23 protein-coding genes and 1 pseudogene are annotated in these 24,354 nt (G+C 64.4%); 12 read left to right on the top strand and 12 right to left on the bottom strand.

Going from position 1 to position 24,354, the window contains the following annotated elements; all coding sequences use genetic code 11:
* The first annotated feature begins 83 nt into the window (after positions 1-83).
* The 4 genes from NKJ88_RS15135 to NKJ88_RS15120 are packed head-to-tail and all read left to right on the top strand — an operon-like array spanning position 84 to position 5,298.
* A complete protein-coding gene (locus tag NKJ88_RS15135) occupies positions 84-1,091 on the top strand; it encodes an ABC transporter permease (RefSeq protein WP_031196982.1) in 1,008 nt (335 codons plus the stop codon).
* Positions 1,092-2,228: an ABC transporter permease gene (locus NKJ88_RS15130; RefSeq protein WP_031204340.1), complete on the top strand. Its 1,137-nt coding sequence runs from the start codon at positions 1,092-1,094 to the stop codon at positions 2,226-2,228.
* Positions 2,229-2,238: 10 nt separating this feature from the next.
* On the top strand, positions 2,239-3,906 hold the full coding sequence (locus NKJ88_RS15125) for an ABC transporter ATP-binding protein (protein WP_352444554.1): 1,668 nt from the start codon (positions 2,239-2,241) through the stop codon (positions 3,904-3,906).
* Positions 3,907-3,927: 21 nt separating this feature from the next.
* Positions 3,928-5,298, top strand: coding sequence for an alpha-glucosidase/alpha-galactosidase (locus NKJ88_RS15120; protein ID WP_031196984.1), 1,371 nt, complete (start codon positions 3,928-3,930; stop codon positions 5,296-5,298).
* Positions 5,299-5,326: 28 nt separating this feature from the next.
* Here the strand turns inward: NKJ88_RS15120 and NKJ88_RS15115 are convergent, their stop codons facing one another.
* Together NKJ88_RS15115 and NKJ88_RS15110 are read right to left on the bottom strand one after the other, a co-directional pair.
* Entirely contained in the window at positions 5,327-6,973 is a 1,647-nt protein-coding gene (locus tag NKJ88_RS15115) for an acetolactate synthase large subunit (RefSeq protein WP_023826427.1), read from the bottom strand.
* A 107-nt stretch (positions 6,974-7,080) separates the two neighbouring features.
* A complete protein-coding gene (locus tag NKJ88_RS15110) occupies positions 7,081-7,968 on the bottom strand; it encodes an AraC family transcriptional regulator (protein ID WP_023704666.1) in 888 nt (295 codons plus the stop codon).
* A 99-nt stretch (positions 7,969-8,067) separates the two neighbouring features.
* Between NKJ88_RS15110 and NKJ88_RS15105 the strand changes: the two genes are divergently transcribed.
* The gene (locus NKJ88_RS15105; protein ID WP_352444552.1) at positions 8,068-8,772 is read left to right on the top strand and encodes a glutathione S-transferase family protein; all 705 of its coding nucleotides are present in this window, start codon (positions 8,068-8,070) and stop codon (positions 8,770-8,772) included.
* A gap of 125 nt (positions 8,773-8,897) precedes the next feature.
* A complete protein-coding gene (msuE, locus tag NKJ88_RS15100; protein WP_352444550.1) occupies positions 8,898-9,458 on the top strand; it encodes an FMN reductase in 561 nt (186 codons plus the stop codon).
* Positions 9,459-9,618: 160 nt separating this feature from the next.
* Here the strand turns inward: msuE and NKJ88_RS15095 are convergent, their stop codons facing one another.
* The 9 genes from NKJ88_RS15095 to pcaQ all read right to left on the bottom strand — a co-directional run bounded on the left by NKJ88_RS15095 (position 9,619) and on the right by pcaQ (position 19,160).
* Positions 9,619-10,650 carry a hydroxyacid dehydrogenase gene (locus NKJ88_RS15095; RefSeq protein ID WP_352444548.1) on the bottom strand — a complete coding sequence of 344 codons (1,032 nt, stop codon included), beginning with the start codon at positions 10,648-10,650 and terminating at the stop codon, positions 9,619-9,621.
* Positions 10,651-10,903: 253 nt separating this feature from the next.
* Positions 10,904-12,349, bottom strand: a complete 1,446-nt coding sequence (locus NKJ88_RS15090) for an aldehyde dehydrogenase (RefSeq protein ID WP_023741772.1) — start codon at positions 12,347-12,349, stop codon at positions 10,904-10,906.
* A gap of 89 nt (positions 12,350-12,438) precedes the next feature.
* Entirely contained in the window at positions 12,439-13,224 is a 786-nt protein-coding gene (locus tag NKJ88_RS15085) for a coniferyl-alcohol dehydrogenase (RefSeq protein WP_023749942.1), read from the bottom strand.
* 2 nt (positions 13,225-13,226) lie between these two features.
* Complete coding sequence (locus tag NKJ88_RS15080) at positions 13,227-14,291, bottom strand: branched-chain amino acid ABC transporter permease (protein WP_352444546.1); 1,065 nt, start codon at positions 14,289-14,291, stop codon at positions 13,227-13,229.
* Positions 14,288-15,184 carry a branched-chain amino acid ABC transporter permease gene (locus NKJ88_RS15075; protein WP_023685279.1) on the bottom strand — a complete coding sequence of 299 codons (897 nt, stop codon included), beginning with the start codon at positions 15,182-15,184 and terminating at the stop codon, positions 14,288-14,290. Before NKJ88_RS15075 ends, NKJ88_RS15080 begins: the two co-directional genes overlap by 4 nt.
* Entirely contained in the window at positions 15,181-15,909 is a 729-nt protein-coding gene (locus tag NKJ88_RS15070) for an ABC transporter ATP-binding protein (RefSeq protein ID WP_023736026.1), read from the bottom strand. The genes NKJ88_RS15075 and NKJ88_RS15070 overlap by 4 nt, the downstream gene beginning before the upstream one ends.
* A complete protein-coding gene (locus NKJ88_RS15065; RefSeq protein WP_352444670.1) occupies positions 15,906-16,580 on the bottom strand; it encodes an ABC transporter ATP-binding protein in 675 nt (224 codons plus the stop codon). Before NKJ88_RS15065 ends, NKJ88_RS15070 begins: the two co-directional genes overlap by 4 nt.
* Before the next feature lie 89 nt (positions 16,581-16,669).
* Complete coding sequence (locus NKJ88_RS15060) at positions 16,670-17,968, bottom strand: ABC transporter substrate-binding protein (protein WP_352444543.1); 1,299 nt, start codon at positions 17,966-17,968, stop codon at positions 16,670-16,672.
* 274 nt (positions 17,969-18,242) lie between these two features.
* Positions 18,243-19,160: a pca operon transcription factor PcaQ gene (gene pcaQ / locus NKJ88_RS15055; RefSeq protein WP_023685275.1), complete on the bottom strand. Its 918-nt coding sequence runs from the start codon at positions 19,158-19,160 to the stop codon at positions 18,243-18,245.
* Positions 19,161-19,252: 92 nt separating this feature from the next.
* Between pcaQ and pcaD the strand changes: the two genes are divergently transcribed.
* The 6 genes from pcaD to pobA are packed head-to-tail and all read left to right on the top strand — an operon-like array spanning position 19,253 to position 24,064.
* Positions 19,253-20,062, top strand: coding sequence for a 3-oxoadipate enol-lactonase (gene pcaD / locus NKJ88_RS15050; RefSeq protein WP_023696241.1), 810 nt, complete (start codon positions 19,253-19,255; stop codon positions 20,060-20,062).
* Positions 20,055-20,468 (top strand): 4-carboxymuconolactone decarboxylase, encoded by a 414-nt coding sequence (gene pcaC / locus NKJ88_RS15045; RefSeq protein ID WP_023685273.1) that lies wholly within the window; start codon positions 20,055-20,057, stop codon positions 20,466-20,468. The genes pcaD and pcaC overlap by 8 nt, the downstream gene beginning before the upstream one ends.
* Positions 20,458-21,213 carry a protocatechuate 3,4-dioxygenase subunit beta gene (pcaH, locus tag NKJ88_RS15040; protein ID WP_023696240.1) on the top strand — a complete coding sequence of 252 codons (756 nt, stop codon included), beginning with the start codon at positions 20,458-20,460 and terminating at the stop codon, positions 21,211-21,213. Before pcaC ends, pcaH begins: the two co-directional genes overlap by 11 nt.
* Positions 21,213-21,827: a protocatechuate 3,4-dioxygenase subunit alpha gene (pcaG, locus tag NKJ88_RS15035; protein ID WP_023696239.1), complete on the top strand. Its 615-nt coding sequence runs from the start codon at positions 21,213-21,215 to the stop codon at positions 21,825-21,827. Before pcaH ends, pcaG begins: the two co-directional genes overlap by 1 nt.
* A gap of 12 nt (positions 21,828-21,839) precedes the next feature.
* Complete coding sequence (locus NKJ88_RS15030; RefSeq protein ID WP_352444541.1) at positions 21,840-22,892, top strand: 3-carboxy-cis,cis-muconate cycloisomerase; 1,053 nt, start codon at positions 21,840-21,842, stop codon at positions 22,890-22,892.
* Positions 22,892-24,064, top strand: a complete 1,173-nt coding sequence (pobA, locus tag NKJ88_RS15025) for a 4-hydroxybenzoate 3-monooxygenase (RefSeq protein WP_352444539.1) — start codon at positions 22,892-22,894, stop codon at positions 24,062-24,064. The genes NKJ88_RS15030 and pobA overlap by 1 nt, the downstream gene beginning before the upstream one ends.
* A 13-nt stretch (positions 24,065-24,077) precedes the next feature.
* On the opposite strand, the pseudogene NKJ88_RS15020 reads toward pobA, so the two are convergent.
* A pseudogene (locus NKJ88_RS15020) lies at positions 24,078-24,251 on the bottom strand (3-oxoadipyl-CoA thiolase); the annotation flags it as partial.
* Positions 24,252-24,354 lie beyond the last annotated feature (103 nt).

Raw genomic sequence — 24,354 nt, 5'->3', positions numbered from 1 at the left:
GCCCGGCCGCGCTGCGCGCGCGGCCGGGACGGAGTAAGGTCAGCGGCGGACAACCCTGAAACCTGCAACAAGGAGGCGAGACGGTGCTGCGATTCCTGGCCATGCGCATAGCATCGGCGGTGCCGGTCATGGTCATCCTGAGCCTGGTCACCTTTGCCATCATCCAGGCGCCGCCGGGCGACTATGCCGACTATATCCGCTCGCAGCTGATCAACCAGGGCGGGGCGTCTTTTGCCGAAGCCGACGCGCAGGCGCAGGCCTATAGGGTCGAGCACGGCCTCGATAAACCGCTGCCGGTCCAGTACCTGAACTGGATCGCCGGCATCGTCACCCGCGGCGATTTCGGCTACAGCCTCTATTACAACAAGCCGGTCGCCGCCGTGGTCGGCGAGCGGCTGCCGCGCACGCTGCTGCTGGCGCTGGTCTGCCATCTGCTGGCCTCGGTGCTCGGCATCACCTTCGGCATCTGGGCGGCGACCAGGCAATACACATGGATTGACTCGGCGCTGTCGGCCATCTCCTTCCTCGGCATGACGGTGCCGCGCTTCCTGATGGCGCTGATCATCGTCTATCTCCTGGTCTTCCAGTTCAACGTGTCGGAGATCGGCAGCTTCTTCTCGCCGCAATATGGCGGCGCGCCGTGGTCGTGGGCGAAATTCGCCGACCTCGTCAAGCATGTCTGGCCGGTGGTGGCGATCGCCACCTTCGGCGGGCTCGCCTACAATATGCGCGTCATGCGCGGCAATCTGCTCGATACGCTGAACGCGCAATATGTCGAGACGGCCAAGGCCAAGGGCCTGACCGGCAGCGCCGTCGTCATGCGCCATGCCGTGCCCAACGCACTGCACCCGCTCATCATGTATCAGGGCGTGGTGCTGCCCTACATGCTGACCGGCGAGATCGAGACGGCGATCATCTTTGCGCTGCCGACGGTCGGGCCCGCCATCGTCGGCTCGATGGCGGTCGGCGACGTTTATGTCACGGCGACCTTCATGATGGTGCTGTCGGCAACGCTGATCGTCGGCAACATCATCGCCGACATGCTGCTCGCGCTGCTCGATCCGCGCGTACGCCAGTTCAGGGAGAGCTAGATGCTGGCGCGTGACCCATCCCCGCCGCCGCCCCCGGCTGAAGCAACCGCGATTGCGACCCCACGCGGCAATGAGAGCTATATGGCGCTGGTCTGGCGCCGGCTGAGGCGCTCCTGGACCGGCATGGCCGGGCTGATCCTGGTCGTGCTTCTGGTGCTGATGGCGCTGTTTGCCGATTTCTTCGCGCCGATGGACCCCAAGGTGACCGATGTCGCCTTCGCCCCGCCGCAAGTGATGAGTTTTCACGACAGAGACGGGAATTTTGTGCTCCAGCCGCGGGTCTATGCGCTGGCGGATTCTGCAGACCTCGACCCGGTCACCTTCCAGCCGGTCGTCGGGCCGGATTACGAGCATCCGCGCCTGCTCGGCTTCTTCGTCAAGGGCGCCGACTACCGGCTGCTTGGCCTGATCCCCGCCAACCGGCATTTCTTCGCTTCGGCCGACGGCCAGCCGGTGCATTTTCTCGGCACCGACAAATTCGGCCGCGATGTGCTGTCGCGCGCCGTCCAGGGCTCGCGCGTCTCGCTGATGATTGCGCTGACGGTGGTGTTCATCATCACCGTCATCGGCACCACGGTCGGCATGGTCTCGGGCTATTTCGGCGGCCGCTTCGACGTCTGGATGCAGCGCTTCGTCGAGTTGGTGCTCGCCTTCCCGCAATTGCCGCTTTATCTTGCGCTGACGACGCTGATCCCGGTGACCGCGCCGACCAACGTCTTCCTCGCCTTCGTCATCATCGTCATGTCGGCGCTGGGCTGGGCGCAGATGTCGCGCGAGGTGCGCGGCAAGACGCTGGCGCTGGCGCGGATCGACTATGTGCGCGCCGCCATGGCGGTCGGCGCCACCGACATGCGTATCATCATGCAGCACATTTTTCCCAATGTGATGAGCCACGTCATCGTCGCCGTGACGATCGCGATCCCGACGGTGGTACTGCTCGAAGCCTTTCTCGGCTTCCTCGGCTTCGCCGTGAAACCGCCGCTGATCTCATGGGGGCTGATGCTGCAGGACACGGCTACCTATTCGGTCATCGGCACCTATCCGTGGATCCTGTCGCCGGTCGGCTTCGTGCTGATCACCGTCTTTGCCTTCAACGCGCTGGGCGACGGCCTGCGCGATGCCGTCGATCCCTATTGAGGTGGCCGGGATGACCGTAGCGCTCGCAGCCACCTTCGCACCAGCCGTCCGGTTCGACCATGCCGGCCGCCACGACCAACCCATCATCGATGCCCGCAACATCGAGGTCGCCTTCAAGGTCGAGCACGGCGTCGTCGACGCGGTGAAGGATGTCTCGTTCCAGCTCTATCGCGGGGAGACGATCGCCATCGTCGGCGAGTCCGGTTCCGGCAAGTCGGTGACGGCGCGCGCTGTCATGGGGCTCTTGTCGAAACGGGCCACCGTGTCGCCGAACTCAACCATCGACTATTGCGGGCAGGACATACTGAAATTCCCCGAGAGCGCCCGGCGCAAGCTGCGCGGCAATCGCATCTCGATGATTTTCCAGGAGCCGATGAGTTCGCTCAACCCGATCTATACGGTCGGCAGCCAGATCGTGGAGGCGATCAGGGTGCATCGAAAGCTCAGCCGCAAGCAAGCCTGGGCGCGGGCGCTCGAGCTTTTGCGGCATGTCCAGATCCCCGAGCCGGAAGCGCGCATCAAGCAGTATCCGCACCAGATGTCGGGCGGGCAGCGCCAGCGCGTGATGATCGCCATGGCGCTCGCCAACGACCCCGATGTGCTGATCGCCGACGAGCCGACGACGGCGCTCGACGTCACGGTGCAGGCGCAGATCCTCAATTTGATCCGCAATCTGCAAAAAGAACTCAGGATGGCGGTCATCCTGATCACCCACGACCTCACCGTGGTGCGGAAATTCTCGGACTATGTCTATGTCATGCAGCATGGCGAGATGTGCGAGCACAACGTTACCGAGCGGCTGTTCGCCGACCCGCAGCATGCCTATACCAAGCGGCTGCTCGCGTCCGAGCCGCACGGCAAGCCGCAGCCGCTGCCGGAAAACAGCGGCACCATCCTCGAGGCCCGCGATATGCGCGTCTGCTTCATGCTGCGCCATGGCAGCTTCCTGAAGCCGGACTGGCGCGAGCTGGTCGCCGTCGACGATCTTGGCCTGAAGCTTTGCCGCCACGAGACACTGGGGCTGGTCGGCGAATCCGGCTCCGGCAAGACCACCTTCGGTCTCGCCTTGCTCAAGCTCACCGAGGCCAAGCGCGGCGAGGTCAGCTTCGACGGCCAGCCGATCCACGGCCTGTCGCGCGCCGGGATGCGGCCGCTGCGCTCGCGCATGCAGGTCGTTTTTCAGGATCCGTTCTCGTCGCTCAACCCGCGTATGACGATCGGCCAGATCATCGAGGAAGGGCTGGTCGTCAACAGGATCGGCGCGACACGGCGCGAGCGGGTCGGTCGGGTTCGCGACGCCCTGGTCAGCGCCGGCATGCCCGGCGATATCCTGTCGCGGTTCCCGCACGAATTTTCCGGCGGCCAGCGGCAGCGCATCGCCATTGCCCGAGCCATCGCGCTGGAGCCCGAATTCATCCTGCTCGACGAACCGACATCGGCGCTCGACCTTTCGGTGCAGGCGCAGATCATCGACTTGTTGCGCAAGCTGCAGGACGAACGCGGCCTTAGTTATCTCTTCATTTCGCACGACCTCAAGGTGGTGCGCGCGCTCTGCCATCGCGTCATCGTCATGCAGAACGGCAAGATCGTCGAACAGGGGCCCGTCGACGAGGTCCTCACCCATCCCAAGACCGCCTACACCGAACGGCTCGTCAGGGCCGCCTTCGACGTGGCGTAGCAAAGTGCCGGAGGTTTAATAGTGGCAAGACATCCCAGGATCACCTTCATTGGCGCGGGTTCGACCGTGTTCATGAAGAACATTGTCGGCGACGTGCTGCAGCGGCCATCGCTGTCAGGCGCGACGATCGCGCTGATGGACATCAATCCGCAGCGGCTGGAAGAGAGCGCCGTCGTCGTCAACAAGCTGATCGCGACGCTGGGCGTGAAGGCGAAGGCCGAGACCTATTCCGACCAGCGCAGGGCGCTCGCCGGCGCCGACTTCGTCGTGGTCGCCTTCCAGATCGGCGGCTATGAGCCCTGCACCGTCACCGATTTCGAGGTGCCGAAGAAATACGGCCTGCGCCAGACCATTGCCGACACGCTCGGCGTCGGCGGCATCATGCGCGGCCTCCGGACCGTGCCGCATCTGTGGAAGATCTGCGAGGACATGCTGGCCGTCTGCCCCGACGCGATCATGCTGCAATACGTCAACCCGATGGCGATCAACACCTGGGCGATTTCAGAGAAATTTCCTGACATCAAACAGGTCGGCCTCTGCCATTCGGTGCAAGGCACAGCGATGGAACTGGCGCACGATCTCGACATTCCCTACGAGGAGATACGCTACCGCTCGGCCGGCATCAACCACATGGCCTTCTACCTGAAGTTCGAGCACCGGCAGCCGGATGGCTCTTACCGCAACCTCTATCCGGACCTTGTCCGCGCCTATCGCGAGGGCAGGGCGCCGAAGCTGGGCTGGAACCCGCGCTGCCCCAACAAGGTGCGCTACGAGATGCTGACGCGTCTCGGCTATTTCGTCACCGAAAGCTCCGAGCATTTCGCCGAATACACGCCCTATTTCATCAAGGAAGGCCGCCCCGACCTGATCGAGAAATTCGGCATTCCGCTCGACGAATATCCCAAGCGCTGCATCGAACAGATCGAGCGCTGGAAGGGCCAGGCCGAGGCCTATCGCTCGGCCGACCGCATCGAGGTCGAGCAATCGAAGGAATACGCGTCCTCGATCATGAACTCGGTGTGGACCGGCGAGCCTTCGGTGATCTACGGCAATGTCCGCAACAATGGCTGCATCACCTCGCTGCCGGACAATTGCGCCGCCGAGGTGCCGTGCCTGGTCGACGGCTCCGGCATCCAGCCGACCTATATTGGCGAGCTGCCGCCGCAACTCACCGCGTTGATACGCACCAACATCAATGTGCAGGAATTGACGGTGCAGGCGCTGATGACCGAAAACCGCGAGCACATCTACCACGCGGCGATGATGGATCCGCATACGGCCGCCGAACTCGATCTCGACCAGATCTGGGCGCTGGTCGATGAGTTGCTGGCGACACATGGCGACTGGCTGCCGACCTGGGCGCGTGGGAGCGCCAAGGTCCGGGCCGCCTGAGCGCGCTGCGGCGGTATCTACTCCACCGTCAGGCCTCCGGTGGCGCCGGCAACCGGTGGCGCAGTTCCTCGACCAGCACGCGCTCGTTCTCCGAATAGTCGATCGGAACGACGACGAGATGGACGCCACCGCCGGCAAAGGCCTGTTCAAGCGTCGATTGTATTTCTGAGACGGCGCCGACCCTGGTTCCCTTGGCGCCATAGGCCTCGGCATAGCGGACGAAATCGGGATTGCCGAAGGTCATGCCGAAATCGGGGAACTGGTCGACCGCCTGCTTCCAGCGGATCATGCCGAAAGCATTGTCCTCGATGATCAGCACGACGAGGTTGAGCTTCAGCCTGACGGCGGTTTCCAACTCCTGGCTGTTCATCATGAAGCCGCCGTCCCCGCAGATCGCCATGACGCGGCGGCCGGGATAGAGCATCGCCGCCGTCATCGCCGACGGCAGGCCGGCGCCCATCGTGGCCAGGGCGTTGTCGAGCAGCAAAGTGTTGGCGACGCGCGTGCGGTAATTGCGCGCAAACCAGATCTTGTACATGCCGTTGTCGAGCGCCAGGATGCCATCGGCCGGCATCACCGCGCGCACATCGTGCACCAAGCGCTGCGGCGTGAAACGGTCTTCGGTGGCGCGGATGGCAATGCGGCTCAAAATCCCTTCGCGCAGCGGCAGTAGCGCCTGCGCGTTGGGGATCTTGCCCTCGATCCGGTCGGCAAGCAGCCTGAGCGAAGCGCCGATGTCGCCGACCACTTCGGTCTGCGGGAAATAGACCTGCTCGACATTGGCTGGCTGGTAACCGACATGGATCACCTTCGGTCCCTTGTCGCCCATAATGAAGGGCGGCTTCTCGATCGTGTCGTGGCCGATAGTGATGATGAGGTCGGCCTGTTCGATGGCCTCATGCACATAGTCGCGCTCGGACAGCGCGGCGGTGCCCATGTAGAGCTCGGTTCCGCCAGGCACCGTGCCCTTGCCCATCTGCGTGGTGAAATAGGGAATGCCGGTCCTGATCACGAACTGGGCGAGGTCGGACGTCGAGCGCGGCCGCGATGCGGCGGCGCCCAGCATCGCCAGCGGCCGTTGCGCCTTGATGATCATCTCGGCGGCACGGTCGAGCGCCAGCGGGCTGGCCAGCGGAAGCTCGACCGGATGCGGCGGGATCAGCGCGACATCGTCGCACTCCTCGGCCGCGATGTCTTCGGGCAGTTCCAGATGCACCGGCCCCGGACGCTCCTCTTCGGCAATCCGAAACGCTTCGCGCACCACGGCGGGAATGGTCTTCGCCGAGATGATCTGGCGTGACAGCTTGGTCAGCGGCTTCATCGCGGCGACGATGTCGACGATCTGGAAGCGGGCCTGGCGCGACGACCGGATGCCCTTCTGCCCGGTGATCATGATCATCGGCATGGCGCCGAGCAGCGCATAAGCGGCACCCGTCGTCAGGTTCAGGGCGCCGGGTCCCAGCGTGGTGATGCACACACCTGGCTTGCCGGTGAGCCTGCCATGGGTGGCGGCCATGAACGCCGCCGCCTGCTCATGACGGGTGAGGATGAGCTGGATCGAGGATTTGCGGATGGATTCGACGACGTCCAGGTTTTCTTCGCCGGGAATGCCGAAGATGCGATCGACGCCCTCATTCTCGAGGGCGGCAACAAGCAGGTCAGAACCTTTGGGCACGAAGCATCTCCTGGGCAAAGCGGCGGCGAACCGCGTCGGGATATGATCAGACATAGTGCTGGCAAAGCCCTAGCGCGAGGCGCGGCCGCCGCCAATATCGCTCTGCCTTACAGATCCTTCCGTTTCCTGAATTGGCCGGGCGAGACGCCGGCGTGGCGCCTGAAGGCGGTGGAGAAGGCGGCTTCCGAGCTGTAGCCGACCGCCTCGGCGACTTGGCCCAGGCTCTTGCCCTCGTGCAGCAGCCGGCTAGCCTGCCGCATGCGGCAGCCGAAGAGATAGGCCATGGGCGCTTCGCCGACGAGATCGCGAAAGCGGGCGGCAAAGGTTGCCCTGGAGAGCCCGACCGCGCGTGCCAGGGTCTCGATCGTCCAGCCGTGGCCATAGGCTTCATGCAGGGTCGCGAGCGCTCTGGCGATCGCGGGGTCCTGCAATCCCCTCAGCCAACCTGGATTGTCCATGCTTTCCAGACCGGAGCGCAAGGCGCGCGTGACGATGGCCCCAGACAGGCGAGCCATTACTACGTCGCTGCCGGGACCTTCGTCGGTCGCTTCCACCAGCAAGGCCTCGACATAGCCACGCAGCCATTTGGGCAGACGGCCATTCGATCCCCGGATGTGAACGATGCGCGGCAGGCCGGCAAGTGCCGGATGGTCGGCGTCGCGAAAGGCGAAGGCGCCGCACAGGATGACGGTCTTTTCGCCTTCGCCGCCGCTGCGAATACGCCCGGCTGCGGTTTGGGTCGCCAGTTCGGCGGCGGGGACGTTCGCGCTTTTGAGCGCGCCGGGCGACCGCAGCACATGCGGATCGGCGCGCGGTGCAATGATCAGGTCGCCGGCATCGAGAGGCTCGACATCTTCCTCACCGAACACCGCCTCGCATCGCCCCTTGATGACGACGTGAATGCCGCGAAGTCCAGCCTGGCTGAACGAGATCGCCCAGGGCGCGGCCAGTTCGAGGCGCCGGTACCCGGCGGCTGCGAAGTGCAATTCGCGCATGAGGGTAGCCAGGAGATCCACGCTTCGCTCCAGAAACAGACGATCGATAAATCAATCCAGACGCTGTCGAATAGCGCGCCGGCCTTACTGGACCTAGCTATGCCCGACAGGCCGCTTGCCGGCGATAACGAAACTCAGGAGTTATTCATGCCGCCAATCGAGCTTTTTGTCGCGCAGCTTTGTCCCTATGCGCACCGTGTCAGGCTCGCCCTTGCCGAGAAAGGCCTGCAGGCGACGGAAATCGAAATCGATCTGCGCAACAAGCCGGCGTGGTTCCTGAAACTCACGCCGACGGGAAAGGTGCCGCTGCTGCGCCATCAGGGGCAATATGTCAGGGAGTCGGCGATCATCTGCGAATATCTCGATGATGCATTCCCCGAACGGCCGATTTTCCCCAGGGATGCTCATGCCCGCGCTGAGGCGCGCATCTGGATCAGCTTCGCCGACACGCAGCTTTACGCCAGGACGGCAACCATGATGCACAGTTCCGACGCTATGGTTCATGAGCGGATCAAGGCCCAGCTTGGCGACGCCCTGCGCTTTGTGGAACAGCATGCCTTTGCGAGGCGAGGGGCGGACGAACGGTTTTTGCTGGGCTCGGAATTCAGCGCCGCCGACGTCGCCTTCTATCCCTGGTTCGAACAGCTGTGCGTGCTTGAGAAATATCTGGGCTTTGCCATGCCGACCGAATGCGAGCGCCTGCTGCGGTGGCAGGAAACGGTTGCCGCCAGGGAGGCGGTGCGGACCTGCGCAAGGTCGCCCGGCTTCTACCTGGAATCCTATGGCCGGCTTCTCGCGGCCTGAGACGAGCGGGCAAACGGAAAAAAATTCCTCACTATGGTGCTGCAAGGTCAGTCATTTGCTTCTTGCGGCAGGCGCAAGCCTGTAAATATGCGGCATCAAGCAGGTCCGCGAGAGGTGAGAGAAACATGCCCAATCCAACCGTCGTCGGGTTTTCCGGCAATTTCACCCGGCCGTCCAAGACGCGCGGCTTCGTCGACCAGGTCGTCAGGGACATTGCGCGCCAGCATGGATTGTCGGCGAGTACCTACGACATCGAAGACCTCGGCCCCTCACTTGGCGCTGCCAAATGGGCGCGCGATCTCGACGGTCAGGCGCGGGCAATCTTCGACAGCGTCGTCAATGCCGATGTGCTGGTGGTGGGGTCGCCGACCTACAAGGGCAGCTACACCGGCCTGTTCAAGCACTTCTTCGATCTGTTCGATCCCGCTTCCTTGCGCGGCAAGCCGGTGGTGCTGCTTGCCACCGGCGGTAACGATCGCCACGCGTTGATCGTCGAGCACCAGTTGCGGCCGCTGTTCGGCTTCTTCGAGGCGCTGACGCTGCCGACAGGGGTCTATGCCACGGACAAGGATTTTTCCGATGGCGTGCTGCGGGCAGAACCCATCCTGAAGCGCGTCGAGCAGGTCGTCGGCGAGGTCGGGCTGGTGCTGGCCAATCGCTCAGCTGCCGGCGTCGCGGCCGGATAGCACGCAGATTTTTACGTGATCCGCAAATCAATACCCCGCCGGCCAGGCCTGGCGGGGTATCGCCGTGCAAAGGTTCCCGCGCTTGCGGTCATCCTGAGCGACGATGACAACGCGGCTTGGCTAACTCCGAAATCCATTTCAGACGGATTTATCGCGATAACTAGTTCCTGTCCGCCGGCTTCGAACGCATCCTTGACACGGTCTCGCGCTCGGCGCGCTTGGAGCGCAGCGGCGGCAGGCCGCGGTCGATCAGGTCCATGTCTTCCAGAACCATGTCGCCCATGCGCTTGAAGGCGATGTCGAGCGCGCCGGCGCGATGGGCGGAGCGCAGGAAGCCGGGGATCGCACGGACCGGATGGTCCGCCGCCAGCGGCTCTTCGGGGAAGACATCGCTGGCGGCAAGGATGTGACCACTCTTCACCGCCGCCATCAAGGCCGGAAAATCGACGACGCCGGCGCGGCTGAGCAGGATGAAGGCGGCGCCCTTGCGCATGCTGGCAAAAGCATCGGTGCCGAGAAAACCCTGGTTCTCCGAGGTCACCGAAGCGACGACGAAGACGAAGTCACTGGTCGACAGCACCTCGTCGAGCGAGGCCGGTTCGACGCCATTGTCGATCAGGATCGATGGCGGCAGCCAGGGATCGAAGACCTTGGTGCGGGTACGAAAGCCCGACAGCAGCCGGTTCAGCGCACGGCCCAGATCGCCGAAGCCGATGATGCCGACATCGGCGCCGGACAGAAGCCGCGCCGTCAAATTGCCATCGCCGCCCCACAGCTCCTCGCCTTTGCGGAAAGCGAGGTCGGCATCGACAATATTTCGGGCAAGGTTGAGCGCCATGGCGAGGCCAAGCTCGGCCACCGGCTCGGCGAAGACGAGGCCGGTGGTGACGACATGGATGCCGCGCGCAAACAGCGTCTCATAGGGCATGTTGTTGATGAGGTTGGTCTCGACATTGAAGACGCAACGCAGCGCCTGCATCCGGTCCAAGGTCTCGGGCGAGATCGGCGGCTGGCCGATAATATAGCGGGCTTCGGCAAGCACGTCGGCGGGCAAGTTCGCCACGCCCTCGGCCGTCGTCTCGACGACGCGGTAATGCGCCTTGAGGCGCGCCAGCTGCGGTGAGGTGAAGATCAGGTCGAGCGTGCGTGGTTCCGGCGCGCTGATGACCAGCGGCAGGGCCTTGTTTGGCATGACGATTCCTCCCCGGCGCGATCCGTATCGCGTATTTTGCTTTGCACTTGCGGTAGTCCCCAAAACCGCTTGCCGCCGTCCGGCGGCATGTGCTTGAGGGGTAAAATACCCACGATTAAACGATTTACAACTCCGGGAGGGGCCGCCGATCGCGTGGCTCGAGCCTTGCCGGGTTTTGATGCGGGAATCCCTTGGCTCGCCAGGCAACGGCCCTGAGGGCTCCTTTCCTTCTCCCCTGTGAGAGAAGGTGGAGTCAAAACGGATAGTGCTGCCCCGGATCCTCGATGGTCAGCCAGCGCAGGTCGGTGAACTCGGCAATCGAGGCCTTGCCGCCGAAGCGGCCGTAGCCTGAACCCTTGACGCCGCCGAACGGCATTTGCGCCTCGTCGCCGACGGTCGGGCCGTTGATGTGGCAGATACCGGCTTCGATGCGCGCGGCAACCGCCATGGCACGGCGGATGTCGCGGCTGAACACGGCTGAAGACAGGCCGTATTCGGTATCGTTGGCGACACATACCGCTTCGTCCTCGCCCTTGACGCGGATCACCGGCTTGACCGGGCCGAAGGATTCTTCCGAATAGACGCGCATCGCCGGCGTCACGTGGTCGAGCAATGTCGCCTCGACCACGGTTCCGGTGCGCTTGCCGCCGGCCACAAGCCTGGCGCCCTTGGCGACGGCGTCGGCAACCAGTTCTTCCATCTTGTCGGCGGCTTGGTCGCTGATCAGCGAACCGAGCACGACATGGCCGCGCGGGTCACCGGCAGGCAGCTGCGCCGCGCGGGCGGCGAGCTTGGCGACGAACTCGTCGGCGACCTTTTCATCGACGACCAGACGCTCGGTCGACATGCAGATCTGGCCCTGATGCATGTAGGCGCCGAAGGTCGCCGCATTGACCGCCGCATCGATGTCGGCATCGTCGAGCACGACCAGCGGCGCCTTGCCGCCGAGTTCGAGCAGCGCCGGCTTCAAGTGACGGCCGGCGAGTTCGGCAATGATTCTGCCGACCTTGGTCGAGCCGGTGAAGTTGACACGCCTGACTGCAGGGTGCGCGACCAGTGCCTCGACGATTGCCGCTGCGTCCTTGGGGTCATTGGTGACGACATTGATGACGCCCTTGGGCAGGCCCGCCTCGACCAGCACCTGGCCGATCAGCCGGTGTGTGCCGGGGCACATTTCGGAGGCTTTCAGCACAACCGTGTTGCCGCAGGCGATCGGCATGGCGATGGCACGGGTACCGAGGATGACCGGCGCATTCCACGGCGCGATGCCGAGGCAGACGCCGGCCGGCTGGCGGATCGCCATGGCCAGCGTGCCGGGCTTGTCGGAGGGAATGACCTCGCCCGAAATCTGCGTCGTCATGGCGGCTGCCTCGCGCAGCATTTTGGCGGCGAGCATGACGTTGAAGCCGGCCCAGGGGCCGGTCGCGCCGGTTTCTTCCATCATCAATTTGGTGAATTCGCCGACCTTGGAGTCCATGACATCGGCCGCCTTGGACAGCAAAGCGCGGCGCTCGCCCGGACCGGTCTTCGACCACGTCTTGAAAGCGGCAGCAGCGGCTTCGACCGCGGCATTGGCGTCGGCGATGCTGGCTGCGGCAGCGCGGGTCGCCAGCTTGCCGGTGAACGGGTCCATGCGCTCATAAGAGGCTGAGCCGGAGGCATCCCTTTTATCACCGTCGATCAGAAGTCCGATGTCCATTGTTCTCTCCCTCGCTCGCCGTGGAGCGTCTTTTCTATATTGACCACGATCTTATCAGAAAACCGGCTCCCACTTTTCGGGATGATGGTCTAGAAGCCGAGCACCTCGGCATTGATCGATGCTTCAAGCCCACCGTCAACCGGCACATTGGCGCCGTTGACCCAGCGTGCGCCGTCCGAGCACAGGAACAGCACGACAGGCGCGATGTCGCCCGAGCTTCCGGCGCGTCCGACCCTGGCGATGTCGCTGTCGACGCGGGCGTCACCCAGCACATTGCGGAACTGTTTGAGGATCGGCGTCTCGACCGGGCCGGGGCTCACTGCATTGACGCGGATGCCGCGGCTCCTGAACAGGTCCTGATGCGCGGCGCGCTGCGTCCACAACAGCAGCAGCTCCTTGGAAACGGGATAGCCTTCCTCGTTCTTCACCTGATGGTCGGCGATCATCTTCGCCACATCGGGAAAGCCTTCGATGCCGACCATCGATGCCGCGCGGTTGAGATTGGCGCGCCAGCCATAGCCGGCGATCGAGGCGACGTTGACTACGGTGCCGCCTTCACGAAGTCTTGGTGCGAGGCCTTCCGAGAGCGCGCGCAGGCCGTAGAAGTTGACGGCCAGTGTCGACACCGCACCGGTGTTGCCGGGGAGGCCGGCGACATTGCAGAGCGCATCGATGCGCTGCGGCAGGCGCCCGAGGAGATCGTCGACGCCGGCCTTGGATGAGATGTCAGCCTTGACGAAACTGCCGGCCGATGCTGCCGGTTCACGCATATCGACGCCGATCACGTCAGCGCCCAGTTGGCCGGCAAGTTCGGCCGTGCGAGCGCCGATACCAGAGGCGACACCGGTGATGAGGATGGTCTTGCCGAACAGCATGGTCACGCCTTTTCACTATGCGTTGCGGCCTGTTGCGGCGAAGGCGTCGCGTCACTATCGCCGGCGTTTGCCGGCAGCCTGACCCGGTAGCCGACCGGTAGCAGGCGCAGGCCAAGGCGCTCCTCCAGCGTTCCCCACACGCCGCGCGGCAGGAACAGCGAGAACAGCACCGCCGTGGCGCCGAGGCCGATCAGATACCAGACGCCGGTGCCGCCGAACCAGGTCTCGATGAGGAAGAACAGCAGCGCACCCAGAATGGCGCCCTCGAAGGTGCCGATGCCGCCGACCAGCACCATGAAGATCATGTAGGCGGTCCACTGGACGTTGAAGTAGGTTTTCGGCTGGAAGGTGATCGACGTGGCCAACCACAGCGCGCCGGCCATGCCGATGCCGAAGGCGGCGAGCACGAAGAGCAGCCGCTTGGTTCCGGTGACGCGCACGCCGACCGATGCCGCGGCCTCCTCATTGTCCCTGATGGCGCGGATGGCCGCACCCGTGCTGCCACGCAGCAGGCTAAACAGGATGGCAAGGAGCGCCGTCATCGCGGCCAACGCCAGCCAGTAGATCGTCGCCCGCCTGGAACCGGCGTCATAGATGTTGAGCGAGATCAGCGACGTCCCGGTCTCGCCTTGCACCAGCCGGTCGAGATTGACCAGCAGATGGGTGAGCGCCGCGATCACCCACATGCCGATGGCGAACTCGCCGTTCTTCAGCTTCAGCATGAACAGCGACATTGGCCAGGAGATCGCGCCGACGATGATCGCGGAGACGAACAGCGAGGCGAACGGGTTGAGGCCGGCATCGGCCAGACGGATGGCGAAATAGGCGCCGAGGCCGAAGAACACTTGCTGTCCAACCGAAACCAGCCCGCCGAAGCCGGCCAGCGCGTTCCACATCGCTGCCAGGATCACATAGATGAACAAGGCGGTAAGGCGGTCGACGGCGCCGGCCGACAGGAAGTGCGGCGCGATGCCAAGCAGCGCGATGATGACGACGACCGCAATCGCCGAGATGCGCGAGGCGGAGGTGCCGCGCTCGATGACGGGGTCGTTTAAAACCGCGCTCATGATGCTTTCCTCGCGGGCAGGCGCAGCAGGCCGCGCAGGCCGAGGCCGGAGGTGGAGAGCCGGATGAACAGCACGATCAGGAAGGCGACATGGCCGCCGATCAGAAAACCTTGCGGATGGATCTGCGCGCCGAGCGTCTGGGCGAGCGCCAGAACGATGCCGCCGACCAGCGTGCCCCATAGCGAACCGGCGCCGCCGATCACCGCCGCCTCGAAAGCGAACAGCAATTGAGGTGCGCCGGTATAGGGATCGAAGGTGGCGCGCATGGCGAGGAAGGCGCCGGCCAGCCCAACGGTGACCATGGCGATGGCGGCGGCGAGGGCATTGGCGCGGCGCGCATCGACGCCGACGAGACCGGCCGTGTCGGGATCTTCCGACGTGGCGCGGATCGAGCGGCCAAGCCTGGTGCGGGTGAGGAACAGCTGCAGTCCGCCAAGCAATATGACGGCGGCGGCGAACATGATCACGGCAAGCTTGCCGACATAGATGCTGCCCGGCCATTCCCAGGAATCGTAGGAGAGGCTGCCGATATAGGGCGCCAGCGAACGTGTGTCGGCGCCGAACTGCTCGAACAGCGCATTGTCGATGACGATGGCGAGGCCGAACGTGGTCAGGATCGGCAGGAGCGCGCCGCCGCGGGCGCTGCGCTCGAGCAGGAAGCGCTGCAGCGCCCAGCCGATGGCCGCCATCAGCGGCAGCACGATGAGCAGGCCGACGAAGGGCGAGATATGGAATTGCGAGGCGAGCCACCACAGCGCATAGGCGGAAAACACGGCCAGGCTTCCATGTGCGAGGTTGATGATGCGCATCACCGAAAACATGAAGGAGAGGCCGCAGGCGATCAGCGCGTAGTAGCCGCCGAGCAGGATGCCCTGGACGATCTGGTTGCTCATGCCGGCACACTCCCGGCGCTTTTTCTGTGCAGACCGAAATAGGCTTTCGTCACTTCATCGCGGGACATGCCCTTGCTCGGGCCTTCCAGCGCGACGCGTCCTTCGAGCATGCAGATGACCTTGTCCGAGACCGAGAGCGCGCGATTGAGGTCCTGTTCGACCAGGATGATCGTCGTGCCGGAGCTGATCAGGCCTTGCAGCGAAGCGTATACGCGATCGACCACCAGCGGCGACAGGCCGAGCGAGACCTCGTCGAGCAGCAGCAGTTCGGGATTGCTCATCAAAGCGCGGCCGATGGCGGTGGCCTGCTGCTCGCCACCGGAGAGATGCCCGGTCTTGGCATGGCGGCGCGGCTTCAGATTGGGGAACGTGTCGAGCACTCGTTCCACGCTCCAGTCGCCGGGACGGCCGGCGGTCTTGCCAAGCAGGAGGTTCTCCTCGACCGTCATCTGCACGAACAGTTTTCGCCCTTCCGGCACCAGCGCGACGCCCATGCCGACGCGCTTGTGCGAGGGAACGCCGGTGATATCGGCACGATTCAGCAGCACGCGGCCGGCCGTCGGCTGGTGCGCGCCGGCGATCGCCCGCAGCAGGGTCGTCTTGCCGGCGCCGTTGGCGCCGACCAGCGCCAGCGTTTCGCCGCGCTCGATCGAGAAGTTCACGCCGCGCACCGCCTGCAACAGGCCGTGGCGGACGACCAGATTCTCGATTGCGAGCAGGCTCATTTCGGGCCTCCGCCGAGATAGGCCCGCACGACTTCGGGGTCGGCCATCACCGCTTGCGGCTCGCCGTCGGCGATGATCTTGCCGGCGTCCATGCAGATCAGCCGCTCGGCCACCTGCAGCAGGATGTGGACGATGTGCTCGATCCAGACGATGCCGATCTTGCGCCGACGCAATTCCTTGATGGTATCGACAAGTTCGCTCGCCTCGCCATCGGTCAGGCCGCCGCCGATCTCGTCGAGCAGAAGCAGCGTCGGCCTTGCCGCGAGCGCGCGGGCAAGTTCTAGCCGCTTGCGGTCGAGCAGGCCGAGCGTTTCGGCGCGCCGGTTGGCCACGCCCAGCATGCCGCACAGTTTCAGCGACGCCAACGCCTCTTCATAGGCCTCGTCGCGGGCGAGACCGGCGCCATGCGATGCCGCAACAAAAACGTTCTCGAACGTGGTCATGCCGCCGAACGGTTTCGGCACCTGGTGCGTGCGCACCAGGCCGAGCCGGCAGCGCTGCGTTGCCGGCAGCGCCGTCACATCGCCGCCCTTGAAGACGACCGTGCCGGCGCTCGGCGGGAAGGCGCCTGACAAGATGCTGAGCAGCGTCGTCTTGCCGGCGCCGTTCGGGCCGACGATGCCGACAGCCTCATCGGCATTCATGGCGAAGTCGATATCGTCGAGCACCACCAGCGCGCCGAAGCGTTTCTGGATGCCGGCAGCGCGGAGGATCGCGGCGTTTGCTGAACCGTTCACGATGCGATCCCCGTAGCCGTCCGTCAGCCGTTATACGGCTGGAGCTTGGCCTCGACCGGAACCTTCGGGTCGGTGGCGTTCTCGGTCACGACGTAGTCGAACGGGAATTTGCCGCCTTCCTTGGCCGCCACCCATTGGGTGCCGATGATCGGGCCGGGAGAGACATTGGCGACCGGGCCGCTGGTGAAGTCGACCTTGCCGATCATGGTCTCGGTGTTGAGCGTGCTCAGCGCCTTGGCGACGGCCGCCTTGTCCTTGGCGTCGGTGCTTGCCTTCAGCGCCTCGAAGCCGGCGTCGAGCAGCGACATCGAGGCGCCGAGCTGCTGCGTCCATTGCTTGCCGCTGGCGGCCTCATAACCGTCGGCCAGTTCGGTCCCCGAAACGCCGGTCAGCGGCGACTTGTAGGGGAAGGCCTTGTGCCAGTACGCGGCGCTCGAAATCTTGTTGCCGAGATCGCCGAGCGCCTCGATGTCGGACGGGAACAGCCCGGTCTTGGCGACCTGGCAGATCTTGATCTGCTTGATCAGGCCTTGCTGCGCGGCCTGGCGCCAGAAGGCGGCGAAGTCCGGCGGGATCGGGAAGGAGTTGAAGATCTCGACGCCTTCCTGTTTGAACAGTGCGATCTGCGAGGAATAGTCGGTGGTGCCGGTCTCGTAGGCGCCGGGATCGACGATGGTGAAACCCTGCTTTGCCAGCAACGGCGCCAGATGGGTGCGGATGGCATTGCCGTCGGCGTCGTTGGGATACATGACGCCGACCTTCTTGTTGGTCTCGATCAGGCTCCATTGCGAGATGTAGGTCCGGAAGAACTCGTCGACGCCGAAGCCGAAATGATAGGTCCATTTGAACGGCGAGGGTTCGCCGGGCTTGGCGCCGCGGCCGAAATACCAGGCCTCCCACGGCATGACGGTGGAGAGGCAAGGGACGCCGGCGGCTTCGCAGGCGTCGGCGACCGGGTTGATCACCTCCGGCGTCGACACCGCCAGCATCAGGTCGACGGTCTGGTTGTTGATGAGGTCCTTGGCGAGCTGGCCGGCGCGCGACGGGTCGGATTGCGTGTCCTGGTCGATGATCTCGACACTGTATTTCTTGCCGCCGATGTCGAGGCCGTTGGCGAGCGCCTTGCGGGCGAGATCGAGCACATAGCCGTCGGTCTGGCCGAAGCCGGCGAGCGGCCCGGTGCGCGGGCTGACAAAGCCGACCTTCAGCGTGTCGGCGGCCTGCGCGAATGCCTGGCCGCGGCTGAGCGCAAGTGCCGCGCCGCCGGCGAGCGATGTGGCGATGAACTGGCGCCGCGAGACGCCGGATTTGCTTGAGGTCATGCTGGTATTCCTCCCTTTCCTGACGGCACCTGGAGGTCACCGCCGGCCTGCTCAAAATCGATGCCGCCCGTTCTTAAGATCGGAGATCGCCCCGGCAGGCCTTGAGGCGGCAGCGGAACGCCGCCAATGCCGATAACGGCACGATTTCGATCCTCCCATCGTCACAGTGCCCTAGGTGTTTGGTTTGGTAAAATGATATTTTGCGGTGTTTCGTTAACCAACAGGTTATGGAAATACGGCTGAAGGCCCTCTGCGCCAGATTGGCGAAAGGTGCTCAGGCGTTCTGGCTGGCCGCCTCGCGAATGGTCTGCAGCAGGATGGTGAAGGCCGGCGAAGGCGCAGTGTCGGTCCGCATCGTCAGGCCGACCGGCCCTTTGGTTTCCTCGGTGTTGACGGGCAAGGCGACGAAGGCGCCGCTGGAGAGTTCGTTGGCGACGACGCCTGTCGATATGATCCAGACCGCATTGCTTTGGCGCAGGAAGGCACGGCCGAAGGAATCCGAGACGGTCTCGATCTCGGTCGCAGGCGCCGTCATGCCGTTGGTGATGAACAGGCGGTCGACGAACGGGCGGATGACCGACTCCCGCGTCGGCATCAGCACCGGGAATTCATCGAGCCGGGCGAAGATGTCCTGGCCCGGCTGCAGCAGCGGATGGCCGGCCCTCACCACGAACAGCACCGGTTCGGAATAGAGATGCTCGAAGAAGAAGCCGGTCATGTTTTCCGGCGCCGCAAGCCGGCCGACGACTAGATCGAGCGCACCGACGCGCAACTGTTCCAGCAGGACCGCGTTCTCGCCGGTGACGATCTTGATCGCAGCACCGGTATTTTCACTCAGGAACAGGCTTATGGCGCGTGGCATCACCTTGGCCGACACTGTCGGGAGCGCGCCGATGCGGATCGGATGCCGGTTGATGGCGCCGTCCTGGCGGACGGAATCGACGCCGCGCTTCAGTGCCGTGATCGCCGTGCCGGCATGGCCGAGAAAGATTTCGCCAAGCCGCGTCACCCTGATGCCGCGGCCGTCGCGTTCGACGACAGCGATGCCAAGCGCCTCCTCCAATTCGCGCAACGTCTTGGTCACGGCCGGTGGGCTGACATGGAGAAAGTCGGCCGCCCTCGCCACGCTGCCTTGCCGCGCTACCTCAAGGAATGCCTGCAGGTGACGGAACCTTATGCGGCTTTCGGACATGTTCTCATAACCTAGCAGTTAATGAAACGGCGTAAAATATCATTTTACCAAACCAAATGCCTTGTGCAATGTGAACACGGAGGATCGAAATCGTGCCATTCGTCAACATTGGCGGCATCACGCTGCACCATCGCCATATCAAGGCGAAGGGAAATGCGCGGCCGATCGTGTTCATCAATTCGCTGGGCACCGACTTCCGCATCTGGGACGAGGTGTTGTCCGAACTGGGTGGCGAAATGCCTGTGTTGGTCTACGACAAGCGCGGCCATGGCCTGTCCGACATTGGTGGCGTCAGCTCGATCGACGAGCATGTCGATGATCTGTCGGGCCTGATCGATCATTTCGAACTGAACAATGCGGTGCTGTGCGGCCTGTCGGTGGGCGGCCTGATTGCGCAAGGGTTTTATGCCCGGCGCCCCGAAATCGTCGACGGCCTCATCCTGTGCGACACCGCCCACAAGATCGGCACGGCCGACAGCTGGAACACCCGCATCGAAACGGTCGAAAGCAAAGGCATCCAGGCCATCGCCGATGCCGTGCTCAAAATGTGGTTTACGCCTGCCTTCCACGCGGACCGTGTCGCCGAGCTCGACGGTTACTGGAACATGATGACCCGGCAAGCCGTCGCCGGCTATGTCGGCACCTGCGCCGCGGTGCGCGATGCCGATTTCACCGAGGCCGCGCAGGGGATCGCGGTACCCACGCTTTGCGTCGTTGGCGACCAGGACGGCTCGACGCCGCCGGATCTCGTCCGCTGGCTGGCCGATCTGATCCCAGGCGCACATTTCGAAATCATTCGTGACGCCGCGCACATCCCTTGCGTCGAACAGCCCAAGGCGCTGACCACCCTGATCCGCGATTTCGTCGCGGCGCTTCCCCTGAGAAAGCAGACCCATGGATGAACTGCCCAAAAACGAAACCAGATACCAGACAGGGCTGACCGTCAGGCGCTCGGTGCTCGGCGACCCGCATGTTGATCGCAGCGAGGATGCCGTCACCGATTTCGACCGGCCGTTCCAGGAGCTGATCACCGAGGCAGCCTGGGGCACTGTGTGGGCGCGTCCGGGCTTCAGCAGGCGCGAACGCTCGATCGTGACGCTGGCATTGCTGGCCGCCCTTGGCCATGATGAAGAGGTCGCCATGCATGTGCGCGCCACCGCCAACACCGGTGCGTCGCGCGACGATATCTGCGAAGCGTTCCTGCATGTCGCGATCTATGCCGGCGTGCCGGCCGCCAACCGCGCCTTCAGGATCGCCAAGGAGGTGTTTTCGGAAATGGACGGAAGCAGGGCTGGCCATGCCAGCTGATGCCGGCTCGAACCGCAGGCCCGAGAGCGGAGCCTTCTTCCAGCGCGACCGCGGCTGGCATCCGCCGGCGCTGACGCCCGACTACAAGACGTCGGTGCTGCGCTCGCCGCAAAAGGCGCTGCTGGCCTTCGACAACACGGCGTCGGAAATCACCGGTCCGGTGTTCGGCCACGCCATGCTCGGCGAACTCGACAATGACCTGATCCACAACTTCGCCAAGCCCGGCGAGAGCGCAATCGGCGAGCGTATCATCGTCTATGGCCGCGTGCTCGACGAGCGCGGCCAGGGCGTCTCCGGCGCGCTGCTCGAATTCTGGCAGGCCAATTCAGGCGGCCGCTACCGCCACAAGAAGGACGGCTATCTCGCGCCGCTCGATCCGAATTTCGGCGGCTGCGGCCGCACCATCACCGATGCCGACGGCGGCTATGCCTTTCGCACGGTGAAGCCAGGTCCCTATCCCTGGCCGAACGGGCCCAATGACTGGCGGCCGTCGCACATCCATTTCTCGGTGTTCGGCCACGGCTTCGCACAGCGGCTGATCACCCAGATGTATTTCGAGGGCGACCCGCTGATCTGGCGGTGCCCGATCGTGCGCGGTATCCGCGACAAGGCGGCGATTGAGACGCTGGTCGCCGCGCTCGACATGCAGGCGACGATCCCGTTCGACGCGCGCGCCTACAAGTTCGACATCGTGTTGCGCGGACGCCGCGCCTCGCTGTTCGAAAACCGTCCGGAGGGCAATTGATGGCGCAATCGCTGACCCGGCTGAAGGAGAGCCCGTCGCAGACCGCCGGGCCCTACGTGCATATCGGGCTGACGCCGAATTTCGGCGGTATCGGCGGCGTCTACCCGACAGACCTGGGCGCCACGATGCTCAACGACAACGCCAAGGGCGACCGCGTTGGTTTGCGCATTCGCGTGCTCGACGGCACCGGCACGCCGCTCAGGGATGCCTTGATCGAAATCTGGCAAGCGGATGCCAATGGCTTCTACAATTCGCCGGCCGAATTGCGCGGCGATGCCGATCCGGATTTTCAGGGCTGGGGCCGTCAGCCGACCGACATGGAAACCGGCCTGTGCAGTTTTCAGACGATCAAGCCGGGACGCGTGCCGTATGGCGACGGGCGGCTGATGGCGCCGCATATCAGCTTGTGGATCGTCGCGCGCGGCATCAATATCGGCCTCCACACGCGGCTCTATTTCTCAGACGAGGCCAAGGCCAATGCCGAGGATCCGATCCTGGCCCGCATCGAGCACAAGGTGCGAGTGCCGACGCTGATCGCCGAGCGGCAAGGCGACAACTATATTTTCGACGTCCATCTCCAAGGGGAGAAGGAAACGGTCTTCTTCGACAGCTAGGAGACCAATGACATGAACGTATCGCCCTTCGACCATCCGCTGCTCTCCGGCCTGCTCGGCGACGAGGAGGCGGCTCGGCATTTTTCGGTGGATGCGGAAATCGCCGCCATGCTCGATTTCGAGCGCGCGCTGGCGCAAGCGGAAGCCGAAAGCGGGACTATCGGCACGGATGCCGCCGCGGCGATTGTACCTGTCCTGTTGTCATACAAGCCGGACACCGCGCGGCTGCGGGCCGGTGTGGCGAAGGATGGCGTGATCGTGCCCGAACTGGTGCGCCAGTTGAAGGCAGCGGTCGGGGCGCCGCACGACGCCGGCGTGCATTTCGGCGCAACCAGCCAGGACGTCATCGACACTGGCCTGGTGCTTCGGCTGCGCCGGCTCATTGAACATCTCGACCTGCTGCTGACTGAAAACATTCTGCGGCTGGTGGGGCTGGAAGAACGTTTTGGCAGCCGTGCATTGACAGCGATGACGCGCATGCAGCCGGCGATCCCAATTCAGGCGTCGGACCGCGTGGCGGTGTGGCGCACGCCGCTGCAACGGCATCAGCAGAGACTGTCGGAGCAATCCAAGCGTCTGCTCGTGGTGCAGTTTGGCGGCGCCGCCGGCACGCTGGAGAAGCTGGGCGACAAAGGACCTGCCGTGCGCGCGGCCCTTGCCGCAAAGCTCGGCCTTGGCGACGCGCCGCAATGGCACAGCCAGCGGGATGCGCTGGCCGAATTCGCCGGGCTGCTATCGCTCATCACCGGCAGCCTCGGCAAGTTCGGCCAGGACATTGCGCTGATGGCTCAAGATAGAACCGACATCAAGCTGTCCGGCGGCGGCGGCTCGTCGGCCATGCCGCACAAGCAGAACCCGGTGAAGGCGGAAGTGCTGGTGACGCTGGCGCGCTTCAACGCCACCCAGCTTTCCGGCATGCATCAGGCGCTGGTGCATGAGCAGGAGCGCTCCGGTGCTGCCTGGACGCTGGAATGGCTGCTCTTGCCGCAGATGGCGGTTGCGACCGCGGCTGCGCTACGGCTCGCCGCCGAACTCGCCGGACAGATCGAAAGCCTGGGACACTGATGCGCACCCGGATTGTCATTGTCGGCTCCGGACCGTCCGGGCTGCTGCTTGGCCAGCTTCTCGGCACCATTGGCGTCGAGACGGTGATCCTCGAACGTTCGAGCCGGGAGCATGTGCTTGGCCGGGTGCGGGCAGGGGTGCTCGAACAAGGCACCGTCGAGTTGCTCGAAGAGGCGGGCGCAGCTGCAAGGCTGCATGCCGAGGGCCTGCTGCATGCCGGCATCTCGCTTGCCTTCGGCGGCGGCCTGCACCGGCTCGACCTCACGGCACTGACTGGGGGAAAGCATGTCACCGTCTATGGCCAGACCGAAGTGACGCACGATCTGATGGACAAGCGCGAGGCGGCCGGGCTGACCACCGTCTATGAGGCGGCCAACGTCGCGCTGCATGGTTTCGATGGCGAGGCGCCTTACGTCACCTATAGCAAGGACGGCGTCGGCCATCGCATCGACTGCGACTTCATCGCCGGATGCGACGGCTATCACGGCGTCAGCCGCAAATCGGCGCCCGAGCGGGCGCTGAAAACCTTCGAGCGGACCTATCCCTTCGGCTGGCTCGGCGTGCTGGCCGAAGTGCCGCCGGCCGATCACGAACTGGTCTACGCCAACCATGAGCGGGGCTTTGCGCTGTGCTCGATGCGGTCGACGCATCGCAGCCGCTACTATGTGCAGGTTCCCGCTGACGAACAGGTCGAGACCTGGAGCGACGATCGCTTCTGGGACGAGTTGCGCAGTCGCCTGCCGGAACCGACCGCAGCCGCCGTCGTTACCGGCCCGTCCTTCGAAAAATCGATCGCGCCGCTGCGCTCCTTCGTAGCCGAACCGATGCGCTTCGGCCGGCTGTTCCTGGTCGGCGACGCCGCCCATATCGTGCCGCCGACGGGCGCCAAGGGGCTCAACCTCGCCGCCAGCGACGTGCGCTATCTCTTTGCCGGGCTTCGCGAATTCTATCTGGACAAGTCGCCGGCCGGGCTCGACGCCTATTCAGCCAAAGCGCTGGCTCGGGTGTGGAAGGCGGTGCGCTTCTCCTGGTGGATGACGACGATGCTGCACCGCTTTCCCGATACGGGCGAGTTCGGCCAGCGCATCCAGGAAGCCGAGCTCGACTATCTCATGCATTCGCAGGCGGCGTCGACCGCGCTGGCGGAGAACTATGTCGGTTTGCCCTATTAAGGGCAGTGCGATCTCAAACCCGTTCGAGCGCCACTGCGATGCCCTGGCCGACGCCGATGCACATGGTGGCGAGCGCATAGCGGGCGCCGCGCTCGCGAAGTTCCAGCGCAGCCGTGCCTGCAATGCGCGCGCCCGACATGCCCAAGGGATGACCAAGCGCGATGGCGCCGCCATTGGGGTTGACGTGGGCCCCAAACAAGGGCGGGCCGCCGTGTGCGGGGCCCCCCCCGCCTTGGTGGGGGCATGGGTGGTGTTTGTGGGGTGTTAAACAAAGGCCCAGGCGACCCCCA

The sequence above is a fragment of the Mesorhizobium sp. M0016 genome, assembly GCF_040324035.1.
Taxonomy (GTDB): Bacteria; Pseudomonadota; Alphaproteobacteria; order Rhizobiales; family Rhizobiaceae; genus Mesorhizobium.
The sequence above is the reverse complement of the archived record's forward strand: the minus strand, read 5'-3'. Positions and strand labels throughout refer to the sequence as shown.